The following is a 22,286-nucleotide window of genomic DNA, read 5'->3' as shown; positions in this document are numbered from 1 at the left end:
ATCATGCGTCTGAATATCGTCGCTGGGCTGTTGACAACCCTTTTCGTGGCGGGCTGTGCCGTCGCGCAATCTCCAAAACCTGCGGACGAACACGCAGGCCACCACCCCGGTGATGCGCAGAGCGGTGGCGTAACCACCCAGTCTGCCCCGGCAGCTACCACCCCGCCGACACCGGACGCCTTTGATCGTCAGATGACGGCGATGCAGGAAATGCACAAAAAAATGCAGGCGGCCAAGACTCCCGCCGAACGTTCTGCGCTGATGGATGAACACATGAAGCTCATGCAGTCCGGTATGACCATGATGGGTGCAGGTAATTCTGGTGGCATGGGTATGGGGATGATGCAGCAAGGGGCGCAGGCCAAACCTGCCGCACCTGCAGCATCTGGAAACTCGGGCATGGGAGGCGGCATGATGGGCATGCACGCTCAAATGGAGCGCCGCATGGCCATGATGGAACAAATGATGCAAATGATGGTGGACCGCCAGGCGGCCATGCCATCCAGGTAGCCTCCCCCGCGAGCGTCCTGAGGGGCGCTCGCCACAAAATCTCATTGAGATTCTGTAAACCACCTTCCTGAATCGACCAGCGCAAGGCGCGTTCCCCCTGAGCCCGTTACTGCCGCCCGCAAGCACTACGCATTTCAGAAGTGGGAATGTGTTCGGTTCCTTTGCATCCATGCTTGATCGATAGCTCAATTGGGTGCCATTGATGGCGGCGACGGTGCTCTTATCGGATCTTCAGTTTTCAGCGATAGCGACAGGGGGGGCGCCGCTGACCTGGTACCCACCCGTCGAAGTCAGACCCCACCTGGCTCGCCGAAACATTGACGGCCAGCCGGAACGGTTGCCATGCCAGCGCCTGCCAGTCGCGCATCTGACGGCAGGCTGCGCCCAGCACCCAAGCACCGATTTCATGCATCAGGCCAGACGATTCGGTCACGGGCAGGAACTGGCCCGGCGGCAACAGTCCGAGCATCGGGTGACGCCAGCGCAACAGGGCTTCCGCGCCGACAATCTGGTCACTACGCAAATCGACAATCGGCTGGTAGTGCAGATCAAGCTGACCGCCCGCAACCGCAACCGCAACCGCAACCGCCAGCGCCAGCGCCAGCGCCAGCGCCAGTTGCGCCACCGTCCATTCAATGGGTTGGGAAGCGCTCATGATCGCCCCCTGAAGGCCCGCAGCAGCCGCGTCACAGACAGGACAAACAAACCGGTCAGCGTGAGGGCTGCAATACCCCAATACTCCCCGATGAACGCGCCGGCCGTTGTTCCCGCGAGCACAATGGCGAGAATCGGCAAATGGCAGGGACAGGTGAGCACGGCCAGCGTGCCCCACAGGTAGCCGGTGAACGGCTTGTGTGTCTCGGTCGGCAAGCGCTCGGGGCTGTTCATGGCAGACTCTCCGCGTGCTGGGCCGGCTCGGTCGGCAGGGTGGCCAACTGCACTTCCAGATCGGCCAGCGCTTCGCGCCGACGTTCGACGAACTGGCGCAGCACGGCAAGCTGCGTGGCCGCTTCGTTGGCGTCCGCAGCATCCAGCGCCCGATACAGCCGCGTCAGTGCGTCCAGGCTAATGCCCGCCTCGAAGGCGGCCCGCACGAAGCACAGGCGTTGCAAGGCGGCGTCATCGAACGCCTGGGGTGCACGCCACCGGCCGCAGCAGTCCGCGCAGCAGGTAGTCGCGCACGATATGCACGCTCACCCCGGCATCAAGGGCCAGCCGGGACACTGTGTAGGCGTTCATTGAACACCTCCTTTTTCCCTCATCCGGCGCAGCAGGAAAGCTGCTTCACGTCCTTGCTGAACGTCTGCGCCGCGAGCTTCAAGCCCTCGACCATCGTCAGGTAGGGGAACAACTGGTCGGCCAGTTCCTGCACCGTCATGCGGTTGCGAATTGCGAGAACAGCCGTCTGGATCAGTTCGCCTGCTTCCGGGGCCACCGCCTGCACACCGATGAGCCTTCCGCTACCTTCCTCAATGACCAGCTTGATAAAGCCGCGTGTGTCGAAATTGGCAAGCGCACGCGGCACGTTGTCCAAGGTCAGGGTGCGACTGTCGGTCTCGATCCCGTCGTGATGCGCTTCCGCTTCGCTGTAGCCCACGGTCGCCACTTGCGGATCGGTGAACACCACGGCCGGCATCGCGGTCAAGTCGAGGGCCGCATCTCCGCCCGTCATGTTGATCGCGGCACGGGTGCCGGCCGCTGCCGCCACATAGACGAACTGCGGCTGGTCAGCGCAGTCGCCAGCCGCATAAATGTGCGGCGTGCTGGTGCGCATGCCCTTGTCGATGACGATGGCCCCTTGCGCATTGACGGTGACCCCCGCCGCGTCCAGTGCCAGGCTGCGCGTGTTCGGTGTCCGTCCGGTAGCGACCAGCAGCTTGTCGGCGCGTATTTCACCGTGCCCCGTGGTCAGCACGAATTCGCGGTTCACATGCGCGACCTGGCTGGCTTGCGTGTGTTCCAACACCGTGATCCCTTCGGCACGGAAAGCGTCGGTAACGGCCTCGCCGATGGCCGGGTCTTCGCGGAAGAACAGCGTTCTGCGCGCCAGGATCGTGACCTGGCTGCCCAGCCGGGCAAAGGCTTGCGCCAGTTCCAGCGCCACCACCGACGAGCCGATCACGGCCAGGCGTTCGGGAACGGTCTCGCTGACCAGCGCCTCGGTCGACGTCCAGTACGGTGACTCTTTCAGGCCCGGAATCGGCGGCACGGCCGGACTGGCACCCGTGGCGACCAGGCAGCGGTCGAACATCACGACGCGCTCACCACCCTCGTTCAAACGGACGACAACGCTCTGGTCGTCCTTGAAACGAGCTTCACCATGCAGAACGGTGATGGCTGAATTGCTGTCCAGGATGCCTTCGTACTTGGCATGGCGGAGTTCATCGACGAGGGCCTGCTGCTGGGCCAGTAGTTTGCTGCGATCAATCGCAGGCACAGTCGCGGTGATACCGCCGTCGAATGGGCTTTCCCGGCGTAAATGGGCGATGTGAGCGGCGCGGATCATGATCTTGGACGGCACACAACCGATATTGACGCAGGTGCCGCCGATGGTGCCGCGCTCGATCAGCGTGACGTGCGCGCCTTGCTCGACGGCCTTCAGCGCCGCGGCCATCGCGGCTCCACCGCTGCCGATCACCGCGATCTGCAACTGGTGTTCACCGTCACTGCGCTCATCAGCGGCCCCCATCCAGCCGCTCACCTTGTCGAGCAGCCCGGTGCAGTTGTCCGTCGGTGGCGCATCGGCGAGCGTTGCTTTGTAGCCCAGTCCGACCACGGCGGCAGTCAGCGCATCCGGTGACGTGCCCGCCTCGGTGGCGAGTTGCGCTGTGCCCTTCGGATAGGACACCAGCGCCGACTGCACGCCGGGCACTTTTTCCAGCGCTTCCTTGACGTGCGCCGCGCACGAGTCGCAGGTCATGCCGGTGATTTTTAGATGGGTCATGCAACAGATCCTTTATCGTTTGTGGCGCCAGGCAATGACGTCAAATGTGCTGCGGTGCCGTTTTCAGTGACTCACTGCTTGACGCTGGACGGATAGCCCGCGTCCCCGGTGGCCTTGGTCAGCTTCTGCACGCTGGTCTTGGCATCATCGAAGGTGACGACGGCTTCGCGCGTCTCGAAGGTCACATCAACTTTGCTGACGCCTTCGACCTTGGAAATCGCCTTCTTGACGGTGATCGGGCAAGCGGAGCAAGTCATGCCCGGTACGGACAGCGTGACGGTCTGGGTGGCGGCCCACACGGGGGCAACAACGGCAACGAGGGCGAGGGAGGCAAACAGTTTTTTCATAGTGAACTCCTGTGATTAATAGAAAAATGGCATGACGTAGGGAAATCCGAGCGCGACCAGAACCAGCGCGGCCACGACCCAGAAAATGAGCTTGTAAGTAGCGCGCACTTGGGGAATCGCGCAGACCTCACCCAGTTTGCAGGCTTGCGCCGGGCGGTAGATGCGCCGCCAGGCGAAGAAAAGCGCCACCAGCGCCACGCCGATAAAGATGGGGCGATAGGGTTCCAACACCGTCAAGTTGCCGATCCAAGCGCCGCTGAACCCCAAGGCGATCAGAACCAGCGGCCCGAGGCAGCAAGCCGAGGCGAGGATGGCGGCCAGCCCTCCAGTGAAGAGGGCGCCGCGCCCGTTTTGAGGTTCAGGCATACGCTTGTCCTTTCGAATCTGAATTGGATAGCTTAAGCTTACTTCCGTACCAATGTACGGAGTCAAGCAATATGGAGAACAATTTGAAGGATCTGACCATCGGCCTTTTCGCCAAGGCGGCCGGGGTCAACGTGGAGACCATCCGCTTCTATCAGCGCAAGGGCTTGTTGCTGGAGCCGGACAAGCCCTATGGCAGCATCCGCCGCTATGGCGAGGCGGATGTAACGCGGGTGCGCTTCGTGAAATCAGCCCAGCGGCTGGGCTTCAGCTTGGACGAGGTCGCCGAGCTGCTACGGCTGGATGACGGCACCCACTGCGAGGAAGCCAGCAGCCTGGCCGAGCACAAACTTCAGGATGTGCGCGAGAAGATGGCCGACTTGGCTCGCATGGAAAGCGTGCTGTCTGAACTGGTGTGCGCCTGTCATGCGCGGCAAGGGAACGTTTCATGTCCGCTGATTGCTGCGCTGCAAGGGGAGAAAGAACCGCGCAGTGCCAACGCGGTGTAGCCGAGGGAGCTACGCCTTAGCGTGCTTTATTTTCCGTTTTCTGAGGTGCTTCAACGTCAGAAAAGACCGTGCGGCCGACTTTTGATATTTCGTGCTGTTGTCTTTTGAAAATGACAGCCACGCAGCCTCTCGATCAGCAAACTCGACGCCCCTAAGGGGGCCGCCCTAAGCCTGCCTCACGAAGCCTCAGTGTCAGGCTGATCGCGTTTTCTCGGCTTTCTCATCAGCACATAGGCCGCAGGAATCACAAACAAGGACAGCAGCGGCGCTGTCACCATACCGCCCAGCATGGGGGCCGCGATGCGGCTCATGACCTCCGAGCCTGTCCCGCTGCTCCACACGATGGGCACCAGGCCCGCTAGGATGACAGCCACGGTCATGGCCTTGGGGCGCACGCGCAGCACAGCACCTTCCCGGATCGCATCCAGCAGCTCTTCCAGCGTGGGCTGCCTGCCGTCTGGACATCTCTCTGCGAGTGCCTGCTTGAGGTAGATGAGCATGACCACCCCGAACTCTGCCGCGACCCCCGCCAGAGCGATGAAGCCCACACCGGTGGCGATGGACAGGTTGTAGTTCATCAGGTACAGGAACCAGATGCCCCCAGTGAGCGCAAATGGCAGTGTCGCCATGATCAGTCCCGCCTCGCCCATGCGCGAGAAGGTCAAGTACAACAGCACGAAGATGATCAGCAAGGTGGCAGGCACCACTACTTTCAGGCGGGCATTGGCCCGCTCCAGGTACTCGAACTGGCCTGAGTACGTGATGCTGACCCCGGGCTCCAGCTTGATCTGGCGGCTCACCGCATCGCGCAGGTCATTGGCCACCGATGCCAGATCGCGCCCCCGCACATCGACATACACCCAGCCTGATGGGCGGGCGTTCTCGCTCTTGAGCATGGGTGGCCCATCGGTGATGGCGATGCTGGCCACCGTGCCCAGCGTGATCTGCTGCCCCATGGGGGTGAAGATGGGCAATTGGGCCAAGCGTTCGGGCGAGTCTCTCCACTCACGCGGATAGCGCAGGTTGATGGGGAAGCGGGCCAAGCCTTCGACTGTTTCAGAGACGTTTTCACCACCGATGGCCCCGGAAACGACAGCCTGGATTTCGCTCACGTTCAGCCCATAGCGCCCTGCGGCCGTGCGGTCGATGCGGACATCGACGTAGCGCCCCCCCGTCAGGCGCTCTGCCAACGACGAAGTCACTCCCGGAATGCCCTTGGCGACCTGCTCGACTTGGGCAGCGATCCCGTCGATCACCTTCAGGTCGTTGCCGGTCACCTTGACCCCGATGGGACTCTTGATGCCCGTCGCGAGCATGTCGATCCGGTTGCGAATCGGCGGAATCCAGATGTTGGACAGGCCGGGGATCTTGACGGCCTTGTCCAACTCCTCGATCAGACCCTCGGGCGTCATTCCTGGACGCCATTGGTCTCTGGGCTTGAGCTTTACCGTGGTCTCGAACATTTCCAGAGGCGCTGGATCGGTGGCGGTCTCCGCTCTGCCAGCCTTGCCGAAGACGCGCTCAACCTCGGGAACCGTCTTGATCATGCGGTTGCTCAGTTGCAGCAGTTCGGTTGCCCGCTGTGCCGAAAGACCCGGGAGCGCCGAAGGCATATACAGCAGGTCGCCTTCGTCCAGTCTGGGCAGGAATTCGCCGCCTAGCCGGGAGAGCGGCCACATCGTGGTCGCCAGCGCCAGCACGGCGATGACCAGGGTGGATTTGGGACGGTGCAGCACCCATTCCAGGCAAGGTCGGTACACGGCGATCAGCGCACGCGTGATGGGGTTTTTCTGCTCGTCAGGGATACGCCCCCGGATCCAGTAGCCCATGAGGACCGGAATCAGCGTGACCGAGAGGGCCGCAGCTGCGGCCATCGCGTAGGTCTTCGTGAACGCCAGCGGTCCAAACAAGCGGCCTTCCTGTGCTTCCAGCGTAAAAACGGGCACAAAGGACAACGTGATGATGAGCAGCGAGAAGAAAAGCGCGGGCCCAACTTCCTCGGCTGCTTCGGTGATCACTTTCCAGCGCTCTTCACCGACCAACTGCTGGTCGGGATGCTTGTGCTGCCAGGCCTCCAGCTTCTTGTGGGCGTTCTCGATCATCACCACCGCTGCATCCACCATGGCGCCCACAGCAATAGCAATCCCGCCCAAGGACATGATGTTGGCGTTGATGCCCTGGTAACGCATCACCAGAAACGCCGCCATGATCCCCAGCGGAAGAGAAATGATGGCAACCAGCGCGGATCGCAGATGCCAGAGGAACAAGACACAGACCACCGCCACCACGATGAACTCCTCTACGAGTTTGGTGGTGAGGTTCTGGATCGCCCGCTCGATGAGCGCGCTGCGGTCGTAGGTGGTGACGATCTCCACGCCCGGGGGCAGACTGCTTTGCAGCTCACTGAGCTTGGCCTTGACGGCTTTGATGGTTTCCTGGGCATTCTTGCCCGATCGCAGCACGACCACGCCACCAGCCACTTCGCCTTCACCGTCGAGTTCAGCGATGCCACGCCGCATTTCCGGCCCGATCTGAACGGTGGCGACATCCCCCAGGCGCACGGGCACCCCTGCGCGCGACACCAGCGGGATGGCGCGGAAGTCGTCCAGCGTCTTGAGGTAGCCGCTGGCGCGCACCATGTACTCGGCGCCGGACAGTTCCAGCACCGATCCACCCGTTTCCTGGTTGGCATTCATGATGGCCTCGCGCACCTGTCCCTGAGTGAGGCCTTGGGACGCAAGCTTGATGGGGTCGAGCACAACTTGGTACTGCTTGACCATGCCACCGACCGATGCCACTTCTGCGACGTTGGGCAGGCTCTTGAGTTCGAACTTCAGGAACCAGTCCTGCAAGGCGCGAAGCTGGGCCAGGTCGTTTTTGCCAGTGCGATCTACCAGGGCGTACTGGAAGATCCAGCCGACCCCGGTGGCATCTGGGCCCAACGACGACTTGGCCGTAGCGGGTAGTCGTCCCTGCACCTGATTCATGTACTCCAGCACCCGGGAACGCGCCCAGTACAGGTCCGTGCCGTCCTCGAACAGGATGTAGACGAACGAGTCGCCAAAGAACGAGAAGCCCCGCACCGTCTTCGCGCCCGGCACCGACAGCATGGTGGTCGCCAGCGGGTAGGTCACCTGGTTCTCGACGATCTGCGGCGCCTGGCCCGGGTAACTGGTGCGGATGATGACCTGCACGTCCGAGAGATCGGGCAGCGCATCCACGGGGGTGCTGCGCACGCCCCACACGCCCCAGGCTGTGAGCATCACGGTGGCCAGCAGAACCAGGAACCGGTTCGCCACCGACCAGCGTATCAATCGGGCGATCATGGCTTGACTCCTTCCACGGCGGTGATCACGAAGTCCTTGCCTTGTTGCTGGAAGGTGAAACGTACCTGCTGTTCAGGCTTGAGGTTCTTTGCCAGCGCGGGGTTGGCCAATTTGAAGGGCATGGTCATTCCGGGCCATTTCAGCTCGGGGACAGCCTCATGTGTGAGCGTCAGTTCGGTCTGTGTCACCTCGTCAACCACCCCCCGCACCGTGAAGCTCTTCGGCACTGGCGCAGCGGAAGCCCCAGGCACGACAGGGGCCGAAGCACCAGTCTTGGCAGCGGCTTCGGCGCCACCGGCTCCAGACAGGGTCGGCAGTACCCCCCGCAGGCTGGCTTCCGAGTCGATCAGGAATTGCGCGGAGGCCACCACCTGCTGCCCTGCGGTCAACCCGCCTTGCACGACGAGGCGATCCTCAATCTCTGGGCCAAGTTGCACCTGCACGGGTTGGTACCTGCCAGGACCTTCCACCACATAAACCACCGCCCGCTTGCCAGTACGGATCACGGCTTCGCTGGGAACCAGCAACGCGGGCTGCGTGCGTCCCGCCAGGGCAATCTGCCCGGACATACCGGCTTTCAGTCGCTGGGCGGTGTTGGGCAGCTCCAGGCGTACACGCACTGTGCGAGTGTCTCGGTTGGCCTCGGGCAAGATGCTGACGACCCGGGCTTTGAGGGTCTCTCCGGGAAATGCTGCCAGGCGCACCTGGGCATCCTGCCCCAGTTGTAGAGGGCCGCTCTGTGCCTCTGGAACCGCTGCTTCGATCCAGACGGTGGACAGGCCATTCACCCGCACCAGACTGGCACCTACAGATACTGTCATGCCCTGGCGCACCATCAGTTCGGCCACCATTCCTGCCTGTGGGAAGGTCACGGTGTATCGGCCCTGGGGTTCTCCACTGCGTTCCACCTGGGCCACGAGCGATGCTGGCATTCCCAGCAACAACAGCCGCTGGCGCGCTGCTGCCGTCAGCGATTCGTCCTTAAGCGCCCGGACAGCGAGGAACTCGCGCTGCGCAGACACCCAATCGGGCAGCAGCAGATCGGCCAATGGCGCGCCTGCGGCCACCACGTCGCCCGGAGCGCGCGCATAGACCCGCTCCACGAACCCCGACGAACGGGCCTGGACGATGCTCACATCCCGGTCGTTGAGCTGAACGGTGCCCAAAACGTCCACGTCTGTGCCAATCTCACGCTGCTCCACCAAGGCTGTGCGCAGGCCCAGGGCTTGCACGGCCTGAGAGGACACGTTCAAACCCGTGCCCGGTTGCGTATCCTCATCCGCGTACTTGGGGACCAGAGCCATATCCATATAGGGAGATTTGCCTGGCTTGTCGAACTTTTGCGTCGGCACCATGGGGTCGTACCAGTACAGCACTTTGCGGTCGGCCTTTGCTGTTTCGGCAGCAGCCGGTCCAGCTCCCGGTGCATGGCCATCCTTTGTTGCCCACTGAGAAATGCCCCACCCAAGGGCGATGCCTGCTGCCAGCAGGGCCAAGGCAACTGCGGTTTTCTTGAAAGCGTTATTGGTCATGTTGTTCTCCGATCAGTCGGCGATCAGGCTGTTGAGGCGGGCGATCAATGCGTCGCGCTGTGTCTGCAGCTCAATCAGGCGCCAGCGTGTCTCCAGCACTTGGGCCCGCGCTGCGAGCACGGCACTCAGATCCCCCTTGGCACTCTGATAGTTGGTCAGCGCCAGCTGGGCGCGGTCCTGCGCCAGGCCGATGCCTGTCGATTGCAGGCGCTCGATCTGGCTCTGCAGTGCCGTCAGCTCGGACGCGTTGTCCTCCAGCTCCTGTAGGTGCCTGTGGGTCACGTCTTCCTGCTCAGCTTCCAGACGCTGCAACTCCAGTTGCTTGGCCTTTATCTGAGGTGCCTGGCGCCGCTCCTGTTGCCAGGGAAGATCAAAGGTCACCTGGAAGGACACCATGTCGCCCCAGCGGCGGTCGCGGCGGCTGTAGGCGACTTCCCAGGACCAATCACCCTTGGTTTCTGCCTGGGCTTCGCGCGTTTCCGCTAAGGCCATCGCCTGCATGGCCGGGTACTGCGCAAGTTCCGCGTGGCGGTGTACCTCCGAGCGCAGCTGATCCAAAGGGCGGCTCAGCGGCCCGGGAGTTCCCTGCAGCACTTCGTCAGCACGAGCGCCCACCCAACGGCGAAGCATGGAGCGGGCTTTGGTCCGATCCCGCTGCAGGTCATCCCTTCGATCCGACAGCGCCAGCGCCTCCTGCCTGGCCATCAGCAGGTCCGCAGCCTGGGCCGTGCCGCCCGCAATGCGGGCTGGAAGGCTGTCCTGTAGCAGCTGGTTCTGAGCCAAGAGATCGGTGAGCACCTGGTCGCGCTGTTCAATGGCCTGGGCCATGATCCACGCCTGGCTCAACTCTTGGCGGATCTGCAGGCGCTGGACACCCAGGGCCGCGCGCTCGCGTTCCACCTTGGCCTCGGCACTGGCAATCTGGGCATCTCGTTTGGCGCGGTTGGGCACCTCCTGCATCAGCGCCAGGCGCTGCATGGTCATGGACTCGCGGGTGAGGCTGAAGCGGTCCATGCCGCTGATGGGGAAGTTCTCGATACCGACCGACAGCTTGGGATCCGGCAGTGTTCCTGCCGATTTTCGGGTGCTGCTGGCGGCGTCAATTTGCAGCCGCTGGGCAGTGATACGAGGGCTGTGCTGCTCTGCCAAGTTCAGGGCCTCGGCAAAACCCAGGGCGTGGGCCTGATTTCCTGCAAAGCCGATGCCTGCCAGCATGAACCACAAAGCGCCCAGAGGCAGATGGCGGGCGCTGCGCCCACGGATGTGCGGGATTGCGGAATGAATGCGCGATTGCGCAGAGAGGCGCTCGACGGGAGCGCCACGGGAGATGATGGGCATGATGGTCCTCGAAATGAAAGGGCACGAAATCAAATGCGCGCATGCCACAGGGCAGCGCGCACACCGTGCACGATCAATTCCGGAAGACCTGGTGCGTCAGATAAATGGGCGGCGAGCCCGCTCGACTGTCCAACTCGGAATAGACAGCCCGAGCGTCGATGTGGCGCTCTGAATCGAGCACTGCAGGAAGCACATAGGCGATCCAGACGGCATGCGCCGCGATGGCCTGGAGATCAAGGCCCTGAAGCGTCGGCGAAGACAGGCTGTCGCCATCGCAGTGGGCGCGGCAAAGCTGCGGATCCTGTTCATCCATCGTCCCTGCCATGGCGTGGCATTCCGGCATGGAGGGCATGCCGACAGCGCTCTCCATGGCCATGCCCGCCTTTTGCATCGACACCGCATGAACTGCGGAGTCCAGCTTCGGGCACGCGTAGGCTGCCAGTGCCACTTGCATCAGGAGCAACGCCGCGACCAGGATGCTGGAAATCCAGCGTCCTCGGCGCAATACGGTGTTCCTGGCGGAAGTCATGGTGCGAATGGTAACCAGAGTCGGGGTTGCGGGCTTAACCTAGATCAAATCTGCGGTCAGCTTGTCAGTTCAACTTTGGCGAAGCCGCAGGGCGTTGGCGATCACCGACGCTGAACTCAGGCTCATCGCCAGGGCCGCAATCATTGGCGACAGCAGCCATCCAGTGAAGGGATACAGCAGCCCTGCGGCGATCGGGATGCCCAGCGCGTTGTAGAGGAAGGCAAACATCAGGTTCTGTTTCATGTTTCCCACCGTTGCCTCCGACAATTCCCGAGCAGTGGAAATACCTCGCAGATCGCCCTTGACCAAGGTGACCTGTGCGCTGTTCATCGCCACATCGGTGCCAGTACCCATCGCGATCCCCACATCCGCCTTGGCCAGGGCGGGTGCGTCGTTGATCCCGTCCCCCGCCATGGCGACAACGCGGCCTTCGGCCTGCAACCGCGACACCAGCGCCAGCTTGTCTGCAGGTTTGACTTCGCCATGCACTTCGTCAATGCCCAGCTTGGCGCCCACGGCCTGGGCGGTGGTCATGCCGTCGCCCGTGGCCATGACAATCCGCAGTCCCGCCGCATGGAGGGTTGCCAGCGCTTCGGGTGTGCTGGCCTTGATGGCATCGGAGACCGCCAGCAGGCCTTGAAGCTGGCCATCGGCCGCCAGGTACATCACGCTGGCGCCTGTGGCGCGCAAGGCCTCGGCCTGCGCAAGCAGCGGATCCGCAGAAACGCCCACCTGCTCCATAAGGACCGTGTTTCCCAGGGCGATCTGGCGCCCGGCGACCCGTCCGCGTACCCCGATGCCCGACCCGGACTCGAAGTCCTCGGGCTTGTCCAGGGCCAACCCCTTGGCGCGGGCCGCCTGGACAATGGCGTCGGCCAGCGGGTGCTCGCTGCCTTGGTCCAGGCTGGCCGCCAGGCGCAGAACCTCATCCTCCGACTGACCGGGCATGGCCACTACACGCTCGAAGGAGGGCTTGCCTTCGGTCAGCGTGCCTGTTTTGTCCACAATCAGCGTGTCCACCTTGCGCAGGTTTTCTATGGCGGCGGCATCCCTGAACAGAACACCACTGGTTGCACCCCGGCCGGTGGCCACCATGATGGACATAGGCGTAGCCAAGCCCAACGCACAGGGACACGCGATGATCAGCACGGCCACGGCGTTGACGAGGCCATAGACCCAACGTGGCTCCGGTCCGAACAGGCCCCACGCGAAGAGTGTGAGCAACGCGATACCCACCACGGCCATCACGAAGTAACCCGCCACCTGGTCGGCCATGCGCTGCATGGGAGCCCGGGAGCGCTGTGCCTGGGCAACCATCTGAACGATCTGTGACAGCATGGTGGCGGAGCCCACCCGCTCGGACCGGATCACGAGCGCTCCGTTGGTATTGAGCGTGGCTCCGATGACGGCATCCCCCGGCCCTTTGACAATGGGCACAGGCTCTCCCGTGAGCATGGCTTCATCCACTGCGCTACTCCCTTCGACCACGACCCCATCGACAGGGACCTTTTCCCCGGGGCGCACGCGCAGCAGGTCACCCACATGGACGTGGGACAACGGGACGTCACTTTCCTGGCCGTTGGCGTCGATGCGCCGCGCCGTCTTGGGAGCCAGGCCCAACAGCGATTTGATGGCGGCCGAGGTCTGGGAGCGTGCTTTCAGCTCCAGCATCTGGCCCAGGAGCGTGAGCGAGATGATGACGGCTGCAGCTTCGAAGTACACCGCCACGCGCCCCATGGCCTGGAACGAGGCTGGAAACACCCCTGGCGCAACGGTAGCGACCACGCTGTAGACAAATGCTGCGCCCGTCCCCAGACCAATCAGCGTCCACATGTTGGGACTGCGGTTCACGACCGACTGCGCACCGCGAACGAAGAAGGGCCAGCCCGCCCACAGGACGATGGGTACCGTGAGGACCAGCTCAATCCAACTCTGTGTCGCCATCTCGAACCACTGCAGCCGGTGCCCCACCATGGCCAGAACAGTGACCACGACGGTGAGGGGCAGCGTCCACCAGAAGCGATGCCGGAAATCCACGAGCTCGGCGTTTTCTCCCTCATCCAGAGTGGGGAGCATGGGCTCCAATGTCATGCCGCATTTAGGGCAGTTTCCAGGATGGTCCTGTTGGACCTCCGGGTGCATTGGGCAGGTGTAAATGGTGCCGGGCTGGGCTTCCTCGGGCTGCGCAGCGACTTCGCCAAGGGCCGAGGGCGCGTACTTGTCAGGTGCCGCGACAAACTTGGTGTGGCATTTGGTACTGCAAAAGTAGTAGCGCTTTCCCTGGTGTTCTGCAGAGTGAGGCGACTGGTCAGTCACATTCATCCCGCAAACAGGATCTTTCAGTCCTGTCGCAGGCACAGATGAATGTCCGTGATGGCCCTCATGATGCTGGTGTCCGTGGCTTGCGTGATCGTGCGGCGATGCAGTTGGCATGGATGGCCTCCCTGTAGATGTGTTGCAAGTCAGTAGGGACTACTTTTTGTTCGAATCATCACCGTGGGCTCCATGCCCTCCGTGCCCGTGGAAGAGGTGCATCAAAGGGCAGGCCAGCAAGAGCAGATATGGCCAGTAGCCTGCGATGTGCGACCAATGCTCTCTGACCAGGAAGAATGCACCGATCAGCCCAAGCATGACCGCTGCTCCGATCAACTTTTTGCCGTTACCAGTGGGGGTCGTAGTATTCGAATGCTCTGTGATGTGGCCATGCTTCACGGTGTTCTCCAAAAGGTACGCAGAAGATTGGTAAACCTTGCGAAAACGATAAGGCTTTACACGGTGGGAATGTCAACCGTGAGCGGCGGTCGTCGTTGACCTGAATCAAGGGATGCGCTATCCCTAGACCCAACTGCAGAAAGAATTCAATCTGTCGTGCATGTCGGGCAACATCTGCGTATACCGGAACCGTTTAACAGTCAGTCCTGCCTTTCGAACAACTTGACTGTTGATCGTGAACGGCGGAGACGATGATTGGCTGCGCGCACCTCCGCGAAGGAAGTAGGTTGCAAAAGGAGCGTCCGACTACAATCCGATGGTGTCAAAACTTATCCAGAAGTGTTCCAAAGCTACGGTTTTCGTGCCAAACCGTGAGTTGCCGCTTGGGTATTTCTGCTCGGTGACACCGCCGTAGTCCCGCCTCTTCAGGCACCGCACTAGCGGGTTCTCGCCTCGTTTCACCATCTCGCCTCTGAGCCTAGCACCTAGCCTCAGTGGTGCAGTCTTGTCTAGTCCTCCCATCTTGAACGCATCAGCATTGGCTGGTCGCGTTTCCTATGCCTATGAATTTCTCAGTTCTCAAGCAAACATGGTTTGCCAACATCCGGGGCGATCTGCTCGCCGGTATCGTCGTTGCGCTGGCGCTCATCCCCGAGGCCATCGCGTTTTCCATCATTGCGGGGGTGGACCCCAAGGTCGGTCTCTACGCCTCATTCAGCATCTGCGTAATCATTGCCTTTGCGGGCGGGCGCCCCGGCATGATTTCTGCCGCCACCGGCGCCATGGCACTGGTGATGGTGACTCTGGTCAAGGAGCACGGCTTGCAGTACCTGCTGGCGGCCACGGTGCTCACCGGGGTTCTGCAAATCCTGGCAGGTGTGCTCAAGTTGGGCGCGCTGATGCGTTTTGTGTCGCGGTCGGTGATCACGGGCTTTGTCAACGCGCTGGCCATCCTGATCTTCATGGCGCAATTGCCCGAGCTGACCAACGTGAGCTGGGTGGTGTATGCCATGACAGCTGCCGGTCTGGCCATCATTTACGGTTTTCCATACATCACCAAGGCGATTCCTTCGCCGCTGGTGACCATCGTAGTGCTCACCGCGATCTCGATGGTCATGGGTCTTGATATTCGCACCGTGGGCGACATGGGCGAGCTGCCCAGCAGTCTGCCGGTGTTTCTGCTGCCCGATGTGCCGCTGAACCTGGAAACCTTGAAGATCATCTTCCCCTACGCGGCTACGTTGGCCGTAGTGGGCTTGCTGGAATCAATGATGACGGCCTCCATCGTGGACGAGCTGACCGACACCCCCAGCAACAAGAACCGTGAATGCATGGGACAGGGGGTTGCCAACATTGCCACGGGGTTCATCGGCGGCATGGCGGGCTGCGCCATGATTGGGCAGTCGGTCATCAACGTGAAGTCCGGCGGGCGTGGGCGGCTGTCGGCGCTGACGGCGGGCACGCTGCTGCTGACCATGGTGGTGTTTCTGGGTCCCTGGGTCAGCCAGATCCCCATGGCTGCGCTGGTGGCTGTGATGATCATGGTGAGTATCGGCACCTTCAGCTGGGACTCGGTGCGCAAGCTGCGCGAGCACCCGCCCAGTTCGTCCATCGTGATGATCGCCACCGTGGTTGTCACTGTGTCCACGCACGACCTGGCCAAGGGAGTGTTCGTGGGCGTGCTGCTGTCGGGCATCTTCTTTGCGCACAAGGTGGGCCGCGTGCTGCGCGTGGACAGCGCGAGTGAGGACGGCGGCAACACCCGCGTCTACCGCGTAGTGGGCCAGGTGTTCTTTGCCTCGTCCGAGGCGTTCCTTGCCGCGTTTGACTTCAAGGAAGTGGTGCAAAGGGTGCGCATTGACGTGAGCCGCGCGCATTTCTGGGACATCACCGCTGTGAGTGCCCTGGACAAAGCCGTGCTCAAGCTGCGCCGCGAGGGCACCGAGGTCGAGGTGGTCGGCATGGACGAAGCGAGCGCCACGCTGGTGGACCGTTTTGCCATCCATGACAAGCCTGGCGCTGTTGAACAACTCATGCATTGAGGAGACTCCCGATGAACAAGGTATATGCCTGTATTGATGGCCTGACGACCACCACCGCTGTGGTTGACTGGGCTGCATGGTCCGCCAACCGCCTGGGCGTTCCGCTGGAGCTGCTGCACGTGCTAGAGCGCGACCCCAGCAGCTCTGCCGTTACCGATTTCAGCGGAGCCATTGGCTTGGGCGCGCAAGAGATGCTGCTTCAGCAACTGAGTGATCTGGATGCCCAGCGGGGGAAGCTGGCCCAGGAAGCGGGGCGTCAGATGCTGGCCAGCGCCCAGGCGCGCGCCACGGCAGCCGGGGTCCAACAGGTGGAGGGCCGGATGCGCCATGGGGAGTTTGTAGACTCCGTGGTGGAATTGGAGTCTGATGCGCGGCTGTTCGTACTTGGTGAGCACTACCAGGCCAAGACCACTGGGAAGCTGCACCTGGACCACCACCTTGAACGGGTGATCCGCGCGGTCAAGCGACCTGTGCTAGTGGCAACGTCCGAACACTTCGTGGAGCCCGAGCGTTTTGTCATCGCATTTGATGGAAGTGCTACCGCAACCAAAATGCTGGAAACCGTCGCCCGCAGCCCGATGCTCAAAGGCTTGCCTGCGTTGGTGGCGATGTGTGCACCCGATACACCTGCAGCCCACGAACAACTGCGCGCGGCCAAAGAAATTCTGGAAACCTCAGGATTTGAAGCCACGGTGACATTGCTCCCCGGGGAACCCGAGCATGCTCTGCCGCTCTTGATGGAGTCGCAAGCGGCAGGACTACTGGTCATGGGGGCGTATGGGCATTCGCGCATTCGCCATCTCGTGATCGGCAGCACCACAACAACACTACTGCGTCACTGTAGGGTCCCGGTCCTGGTTCTCCGCTGAGGCAGCATCTGGGGCGACAAGCTCCGGCCGCTTTGTACCCGCCTTCACAGGACAATGACGGCGGGTACAGAGTCAACCCCCTCCAAGGCGATTCTGGACGGTGGGAGTGCGTTTGATGGACACCGTCACCACAGATCACAATCTGTAGATCAGGTCCGCAGGCAGCGCCCAAACCTTGGTCGGCAATGTATGCATGGGGCGCTCGGACAGGCGGTGCTGCAACTGGACGGAGAATTGACAATGCCAACGACGCGAGAGCTTCCATGCCTGATGGCTGATTGGCATGCCATCGAGCAAAAGTTGCGGGGGTGGTTGACAAATTCAGGCGTCTTGCGACGCAAGGACCCAGCCCTATAACGGCCATTCAAATGCTGCGCTGATTCACTCGCTTAGACAACGCCTCGGCGCTCTCCCGACGCTCGCTATACCGGTCCACAAGGTAGTCAGCGCAGTCGCGCGTGAGCAGCGTGAACTTCACCAGCTCCTCCATCACATCCACCACGCGCTCGTAGTAGCTCGATGGCTTCATGCGGCCACTTTCGTCGAACTCCAGAAAGGCTTTTGCCACCGACGACTGGTTGGGGATCGTAATCATGCGCATCCATCGGCCCAGCACCCGCATCTGGTTGACAGCATTGAACGACTGCGAGCCGCCCGACACCTCCATCACCGCCAGCGTCTTGCCTTGGGTCGGCCGCACTGCTCCCACAGACAGGGGTATCCAGTCGATCTGCATCTTCAAGATGCCTGTCATCGCGCCGTGGCGTTCCGGGGAGGTCCAGACCATGCCCTCGGCCCATTGGGCAAGCTCTCGCAATTCCACCACCTTCGGATGGCTGTCAGGCTCCGCGTCCGGCAGTGGCAGCCCACGGGGATCGAAGATGCGGGTTTCAGCACCGAGGGTGCGCAGCAGTCGCGCGGCTTCTTCGGTCAGCAATCGGCTGTAGGAGCGCTCCCTCACCGAGCCATAGAGCAACAGGATGCGGGGGGCATGGGTAGAGCTTTGTGCGGGTACCAACCGCTCAAGATCGGCTCGCTCCAAGAGCGCAGCATCAACGTTGGGAAGATCCGGATTCATACCAGTCCTTGGATGAGTTCACGACTTTGACCACCAGCAGCATGACCGGTACCTCGATGAGAACGCCCACCACCGTGGCCAGTGCCGCACCCGAATGAAAGCCGAACAGGCTGATGGCTGTCGCCACGGCCAGCTCGAAGAAGTTGGAAGCACCGATCAATGCTGATGGGCAGGCAATCGCATGCTTTTCTCCGGCAGCACGATTGAGCCAGTACGCCAGCGCGGAGTTGAAGAACACCTGGATCAGGATGGGGACCGCCAGCAATGCGATGACCAGGGGCTGCTGCAGGATGGCCTCGCCCTGGAACGCGAACAGCAGCACCAGCGTGAGCAGCAGCGCAGCAATGGACCACGGACCAATGCGATGCAGCGCAGCGTCAAACGCCGCTTGGCCTCGTGACAGAAGCGCGCGACGCAACCATTGGGCAAGCACAACTGGAATCAGGATGTACAGGACCACAGAGGTGAGCAAGGTATCCCATGGCACTGTGATTGCCGACAGGCCCAATAGGAAAGCCACGAGCGGCGCGAATGCCACAATCATGATGCTGTCGTTCAACGCCACTTGGGACAGCGTGAACAGGGGATCGCCCCCCGTCAGGCGGCTCCACACGAACACCATGGCGGTGCACGGCGCTGCGGCCAGTAGGATCAAGCCAGCGATGTAGCTGTCGATCTGGTCAGCTGGCAGGTACGGGGCAAACCACTGGCGTATGAACAGCCAGCCCAAAAAAGCCATGGAGAACGGCTTGACCAGCCAGTTCACGAACAAGGTGACCCCGATGCCGCGCATGTGGTTGCGCACTTCGCCCAGGGCGGCAAAGTCCACCTTGAGCAACATCGGAATGATCATCACCCAGATGAGCAGGCCCACCGGAATGTTCACGCGGGCGACTTCCCACGCACCAATCGCGCGTGCTGCGCCAGGAAACACCTGGCCCAACCCGATCCCCACCACGATGCACAGCACCACCCAAACGGTGAGGTAGCGCTCGAACACGCTCATGCTGGATTTCTGCATCGCGTTTCTCAGTTTGTGACCAGTTGGCGAGCGGTGGTCTGAAGCACCGCCTTGGCCAGCTTGTCTTCGGGAAGGCTCACCAGCAGTTCGAGCCGACGCTTCATGGCGTGCAGCGTCTGGCGGAAGGCTTCAAGTTTCTGCTCGTCCGTGCCGTCGCCCTCGCTGGGGTCGGCATAGCCCCAGTGCGCTGTGGCGGGGTGGCCTGGCCAGATGGGGCAGACCTCGCCAGCCGCGTTGTCGCACACCGTGATGATCAGGTCCATCTGTGGCGCGTCGGGCGTGGCGAACTCATCCCAGCTCTTGCTGCGCAGGCCTTCGATGGAAATGCCAGCGTTCTGCAGCACCTGCAGGCCCAGGGGGTTGGGTTGCTGGTTGTCGCGCGGGCTGCTGCCTGCGGAGTAAGCCTTGAACCGGCCCGAGCCCATGTCATTCAGCAGGGCCTCGGCCAGGATGCTGCGCGCGGAGTTGTGGGTGCAAAGAAAGAGAACGTTCAAGGGTTGTTGCGTTTCGCTCATGGTGAACTCCAGGGTCAATGGTGGTGAGATGGGTGAATCGGGGCTGAGCGCGCACCAGCGCTCGGGTCATGTATTGCCATATGGCGAACCACTCAGCAGTGGCAGGAGGCAGCCTCTTCAGTGAGGCAAGGCGCACCCTGGCAACAGTTTTCTGTCAGATAAGCCAGCAGATCGTTCATGGTCTGGTACGAGGCGCGGTACACCAAGTTGCGCCCTTGGCGCTCCTGGCTCACCAGGCCAGCATGGGCCAACTCTTTGAGGTGAAACGACAGGGTGTTGGAGGCCACCCCCAGTTGCTCGGAGATTGCCCCAGGCGTGAGGCCTTCCTGGCCTGCAACGATGAGTGCCCGAAACACCCGGAGGCGCACCTCTTGCGCGAGGGCTGCGAGCGAGCGGACTACGTCTGATTCATTCATTCCTCAATAATACAATAAATGTTGAATTATCGAAAGAATGCTCGAATATCAGCTTTTTTAGAGGGAGACCCTATCAAGGCTTGTCTACGGCTGTGCCGCGCTTCAGTGCGAGCGCCTGGCTGGGCCTAAAGCCGTAGTCGGGACGTCATAACCGAACTCAGCGTGCGGGATTGGTCACTTGGTCGCCTGGTAGTGGGCGCAATGCAACCGAAACCTTCATCAGCGTATGCAGGTATCAAAAGAGTAATCAGCAGGTCACCGTCCTGTTCGGGGGCGATTTATAGACTTCTCTCCGTGGCGCACAAAACGCCACCTGGATGGACCATATCGGGCATCCGGCGCCACAGGAGACCATCATGAAAGTCCGTACCGCAATCCTCGTCGCCAGCCTTGCTGCATCCGCCTCAGCTTCTTTCGCCACGTCGGTGTATCACACCAGCCCAAGCCAGGAAGAAGGCGTGAGCCTGGCTCCCGACCATCTTGGCAACGCAGTTACCCGCCAGTCCGTTGAAAGCACCGTTCTCGCTGCTCAGAAGGACGGCTCGTTGTACTGGATCAGCCGTGGCTACCCCGCCACTTATCCACTCGTCCCAGGCCCCAAGCTGACGAAGACCCGCCAACAGGTCCTGGATGAATTGCAGTCGGCCAAGCGCAATCCCGTGGGTCGCGACGGTGTGCGCGATATGGGCGGCGAGGCTGGCTGGGTTGATGCCCGACAACTGCCCTGATCCCCTCTCACAAGAACCACGGCTGTATGCCTATCCACGAACTGGCATACAGCTGTACACACCCAATCCATCATTTCTCAAGAAGGAAAGTTCATCATGAAAATCCAATCCACACTCATCGTCCTCTCCTTGATCGCAGCCCCTGCATTTGCCTCGGATCAGGCAATCAGCAAGACGCGCCAGCAGGTTCAGGCGGAGCTGGCACAGGCCATGCAAAGTGGCGACATGCTTGCCTATGGCGAATCGGGCATGACGCTCAAGCAAATCAACCCCAGCGCTTACCCGGTAACTGCTACTGCGCCGTCCATGAAAACCCGTGAGCAAGTGCGAGCTGAACTGGAGCAAGCAATTCGATCAGGCGAAATGCTCGCGGCGGGAGAGTCAGGTGCCAAGCTCAATCAACTGATGTCGCGGCGCTACCCCGTTGTGGAAGCCAAGTCTTACAAGACCCGCGATCAGGTCAAAAGCGAACTTGCACGCGCCATTCGCGAAGGTGAGCTTGTAGCGGTGGGTGAAGACGGCCGCAAACTCAACGAGATCTATCCAGACCGCTACCACGCGGCACACCATGCCGCTGTGGCGACCAGCTTGGATGCTTCGGCCAAGGATCCACAGTTCTAAACTCTCTTACCGCCCACTGCAGAGGCCCGAGGAAAAGCACTTGGCCTCGGAAGCACAATGCTTGAAGCCAAGCTGAGTCCGGCAAGATACCGCTAGCCCGCTCAGTGGCGGGTGAGGCCTCAGTTTGGCTCTTTGCGGCAGAGGCAGTAGGTGAATTTCTGCACCGTTCCCAATGGCGTGCGGTGCTCTTCGCGCTCCTGCTTCAAAAGCGTGAATGGAGCACCAAACTCTGCATGAAGTCCATCCGCGCTGTAGCGCATCACCTCTAGACCGCTGCACTTCTGTGGCCCGTCCTCGGCAAAGGTTGCCACGATGACGTGCCCTCCAGGCTTGACTGCGCGCAGGACCGAATCGACGTAGGCCCTGCGCTCCTCTGGCGATGTCAGGAAATGAAATACTGCCCTGTCATGCCAAACATCGTAGGCGTGCCGAGGGAGTTCAAGTGTTGTGATGTCGCCCGCCAGCCAGGAAACCTTGCTGGCGAGATGCCCCAAACGTGACTGCGATGCCGCCAGCGCCGCCGCTGATAAATCCAAGACCGCGATCTTCCGGTACCCCCCGTCGAGCAGATCGTCCACCAGGGTCGAAGCACCACCGCCCACATCAATGATGCTGGAGTCAGGGGCGGCGCCCGTTTGCTGAATCAGTTCCACCGATTGCCGCGCGTGCTCCTGAAACCAACTTACGCCGGAGCTGGCCTTTGTCGTGTAGACCTGCTCCCAATGATCCTTGGACTGCATACCAATCTCCTGTGCGGACACTTCCGCCTGAAACGCCAGCCCTCCGATTGTGCAGCTGGTCATAACATCAAAATCATCTCGCTGGCAGCACCAGGCAGGCCAGTCGCCAAGGGCGGGGACCTTGCACCTCGTGGACGAGCGCTGTT

22 protein-coding genes and 1 pseudogene are annotated in these 22,286 nt (G+C 61.6%); 6 read left to right on the top strand and 17 right to left on the bottom strand.

Translation table 11 applies throughout. The annotated features are described in order from the left end of the window. The first annotated feature begins 3 nt into the window (after positions 1-3). Entirely contained in the window at positions 4-510 is a 507-nt protein-coding gene (locus AC07Z7_RS12865; protein ID WP_082836290.1) for a hypothetical protein, read from the top strand. A 238-nt stretch (positions 511-748) separates the two neighbouring features. On the opposite strand, the gene AC07Z7_RS12860 is transcribed toward AC07Z7_RS12865, so the two are convergent. The 6 genes and pseudogenes from AC07Z7_RS12860 to merT all read right to left on the bottom strand — a co-directional run bounded on the left by AC07Z7_RS12860 (position 749) and on the right by merT (position 4,167). Further along, complete coding sequence (locus tag AC07Z7_RS12860) at positions 749-1,165, bottom strand: EAL domain-containing protein (RefSeq protein ID WP_494766447.1); 417 nt, start codon at positions 1,163-1,165, stop codon at positions 749-751. Further along, positions 1,162-1,398 carry a broad-spectrum mercury transporter MerE gene (gene merE / locus AC07Z7_RS12855; protein WP_063459342.1) on the bottom strand — a complete coding sequence of 79 codons (237 nt, stop codon included), beginning with the start codon at positions 1,396-1,398 and terminating at the stop codon, positions 1,162-1,164. Before merE ends, AC07Z7_RS12860 begins: the two co-directional genes overlap by 4 nt. Then, positions 1,395-1,749 (bottom strand): annotated as a pseudogene (merD, locus tag AC07Z7_RS12850) (mercury resistance co-regulator MerD). Before merD ends, merE begins: the two are co-directional and overlap by 4 nt. A 19-nt stretch (positions 1,750-1,768) precedes the next feature. Beyond that, entirely contained in the window at positions 1,769-3,454 is a 1,686-nt protein-coding gene (merA, locus tag AC07Z7_RS12845; RefSeq protein ID WP_063459341.1) for a mercury(II) reductase, read from the bottom strand. A gap of 71 nt (positions 3,455-3,525) precedes the next feature. Continuing rightward, positions 3,526-3,801 (bottom strand): mercury resistance system periplasmic binding protein MerP, encoded by a 276-nt coding sequence (gene merP / locus AC07Z7_RS12840; RefSeq protein WP_063459340.1) that lies wholly within the window; start codon positions 3,799-3,801, stop codon positions 3,526-3,528. A gap of 15 nt (positions 3,802-3,816) precedes the next feature. Next, the gene (merT, locus tag AC07Z7_RS12835; protein ID WP_063459339.1) at positions 3,817-4,167 is read right to left on the bottom strand and encodes a mercuric ion transporter MerT; all 351 of its coding nucleotides are present in this window, start codon (positions 4,165-4,167) and stop codon (positions 3,817-3,819) included. 71 nt (positions 4,168-4,238) lie between these two features. On the opposite strand from merT, the gene merR reads away from it, so the two are divergent. After that, positions 4,239-4,673, top strand: a complete 435-nt coding sequence (gene merR / locus AC07Z7_RS12830; RefSeq protein WP_063459338.1) for a mercury resistance transcriptional regulator MerR — start codon at positions 4,239-4,241, stop codon at positions 4,671-4,673. A gap of 176 nt (positions 4,674-4,849) precedes the next feature. On the opposite strand, the gene AC07Z7_RS12825 is transcribed toward merR, so the two are convergent. The 6 genes from AC07Z7_RS12825 to AC07Z7_RS12800 all read right to left on the bottom strand — a co-directional run bounded on the left by AC07Z7_RS12825 (position 4,850) and on the right by AC07Z7_RS12800 (position 14,047). Beyond that, complete coding sequence (locus AC07Z7_RS12825) at positions 4,850-7,999, bottom strand: efflux RND transporter permease subunit (RefSeq protein WP_271463217.1); 3,150 nt, start codon at positions 7,997-7,999, stop codon at positions 4,850-4,852. Continuing rightward, positions 7,996-9,531 carry an efflux RND transporter periplasmic adaptor subunit gene (locus AC07Z7_RS12820; RefSeq protein ID WP_137748240.1) on the bottom strand — a complete coding sequence of 512 codons (1,536 nt, stop codon included), beginning with the start codon at positions 9,529-9,531 and terminating at the stop codon, positions 7,996-7,998. Before AC07Z7_RS12820 ends, AC07Z7_RS12825 begins: the two co-directional genes overlap by 4 nt. Before the next feature lie 12 nt (positions 9,532-9,543). Continuing rightward, the gene (locus tag AC07Z7_RS12815; protein ID WP_249368206.1) at positions 9,544-10,746 is read right to left on the bottom strand and encodes a TolC family protein; all 1,203 of its coding nucleotides are present in this window, start codon (positions 10,744-10,746) and stop codon (positions 9,544-9,546) included. Between the two features lie 196 nt (positions 10,747-10,942). Continuing rightward, positions 10,943-11,398, bottom strand: a complete 456-nt coding sequence (locus AC07Z7_RS12810) for a hypothetical protein (RefSeq protein WP_137748238.1) — start codon at positions 11,396-11,398, stop codon at positions 10,943-10,945. Between the two features lie 69 nt (positions 11,399-11,467). Then, complete coding sequence (locus AC07Z7_RS12805) at positions 11,468-13,831, bottom strand: heavy metal translocating P-type ATPase (protein ID WP_271463218.1); 2,364 nt, start codon at positions 13,829-13,831, stop codon at positions 11,468-11,470. A 39-nt stretch (positions 13,832-13,870) separates the two neighbouring features. After that, positions 13,871-14,047: a DUF2933 domain-containing protein gene (locus tag AC07Z7_RS12800; RefSeq protein ID WP_249368202.1), complete on the bottom strand. Its 177-nt coding sequence runs from the start codon at positions 14,045-14,047 to the stop codon at positions 13,871-13,873. A 626-nt stretch (positions 14,048-14,673) separates the two neighbouring features. Here AC07Z7_RS12800 and AC07Z7_RS12795 point away from each other — a divergent pair. Next, positions 14,674-16,152 carry a SulP family inorganic anion transporter gene (locus AC07Z7_RS12795; protein ID WP_137748237.1) on the top strand — a complete coding sequence of 493 codons (1,479 nt, stop codon included), beginning with the start codon at positions 14,674-14,676 and terminating at the stop codon, positions 16,150-16,152. A gap of 11 nt (positions 16,153-16,163) precedes the next feature. Further along, positions 16,164-17,021, top strand: coding sequence for a universal stress protein (locus AC07Z7_RS12790; protein WP_137748236.1), 858 nt, complete (start codon positions 16,164-16,166; stop codon positions 17,019-17,021). Between the two features lie 364 nt (positions 17,022-17,385). Here AC07Z7_RS12790 and arsH read toward each other — a convergent pair whose 3' ends face one another. The 4 genes from arsH to AC07Z7_RS12770 all read right to left on the bottom strand — a co-directional run bounded on the left by arsH (position 17,386) and on the right by AC07Z7_RS12770 (position 20,051). After that, the gene (gene arsH, locus AC07Z7_RS12785) at positions 17,386-18,099 is read right to left on the bottom strand and encodes an arsenical resistance protein ArsH (protein ID WP_137748235.1); all 714 of its coding nucleotides are present in this window, start codon (positions 18,097-18,099) and stop codon (positions 17,386-17,388) included. After that, positions 18,074-19,120, bottom strand: a complete 1,047-nt coding sequence (gene arsB, locus AC07Z7_RS12780; RefSeq protein ID WP_212742282.1) for an ACR3 family arsenite efflux transporter — start codon at positions 19,118-19,120, stop codon at positions 18,074-18,076. The genes arsH and arsB overlap by 26 nt, the downstream gene beginning before the upstream one ends. Positions 19,121-19,128: 8 nt before the next feature. Then, positions 19,129-19,635 (bottom strand): arsenate reductase ArsC, encoded by a 507-nt coding sequence (locus AC07Z7_RS12775; protein WP_137748234.1) that lies wholly within the window; start codon positions 19,633-19,635, stop codon positions 19,129-19,131. Between the two features lie 92 nt (positions 19,636-19,727). Further along, complete coding sequence (locus AC07Z7_RS12770) at positions 19,728-20,051, bottom strand: ArsR/SmtB family transcription factor (RefSeq protein WP_137748233.1); 324 nt, start codon at positions 20,049-20,051, stop codon at positions 19,728-19,730. A 356-nt stretch (positions 20,052-20,407) separates the two neighbouring features. On the opposite strand from AC07Z7_RS12770, the gene AC07Z7_RS12765 reads away from it, so the two are divergent. Continuing rightward, the gene (locus AC07Z7_RS12765) at positions 20,408-20,779 is read left to right on the top strand and encodes a hypothetical protein (protein WP_137748232.1); all 372 of its coding nucleotides are present in this window, start codon (positions 20,408-20,410) and stop codon (positions 20,777-20,779) included. 96 nt (positions 20,780-20,875) lie between these two features. After that, positions 20,876-21,400, top strand: a complete 525-nt coding sequence (locus AC07Z7_RS12760; RefSeq protein WP_137748231.1) for a DUF4148 domain-containing protein — start codon at positions 20,876-20,878, stop codon at positions 21,398-21,400. 119 nt (positions 21,401-21,519) lie between these two features. On the opposite strand, the gene AC07Z7_RS12755 is transcribed toward AC07Z7_RS12760, so the two are convergent. Continuing rightward, entirely contained in the window at positions 21,520-22,140 is a 621-nt protein-coding gene (locus AC07Z7_RS12755; RefSeq protein WP_137748230.1) for a class I SAM-dependent methyltransferase, read from the bottom strand. Positions 22,141-22,286: the final 146 nt, after the last annotated feature.

It is taken from the genome of Acidovorax sp. GW101-11A03, assembly GCF_059424825.1.
The sequence above is the reverse complement of the archived record's forward strand: the minus strand, read 5'-3'. Positions and strand labels throughout refer to the sequence as shown.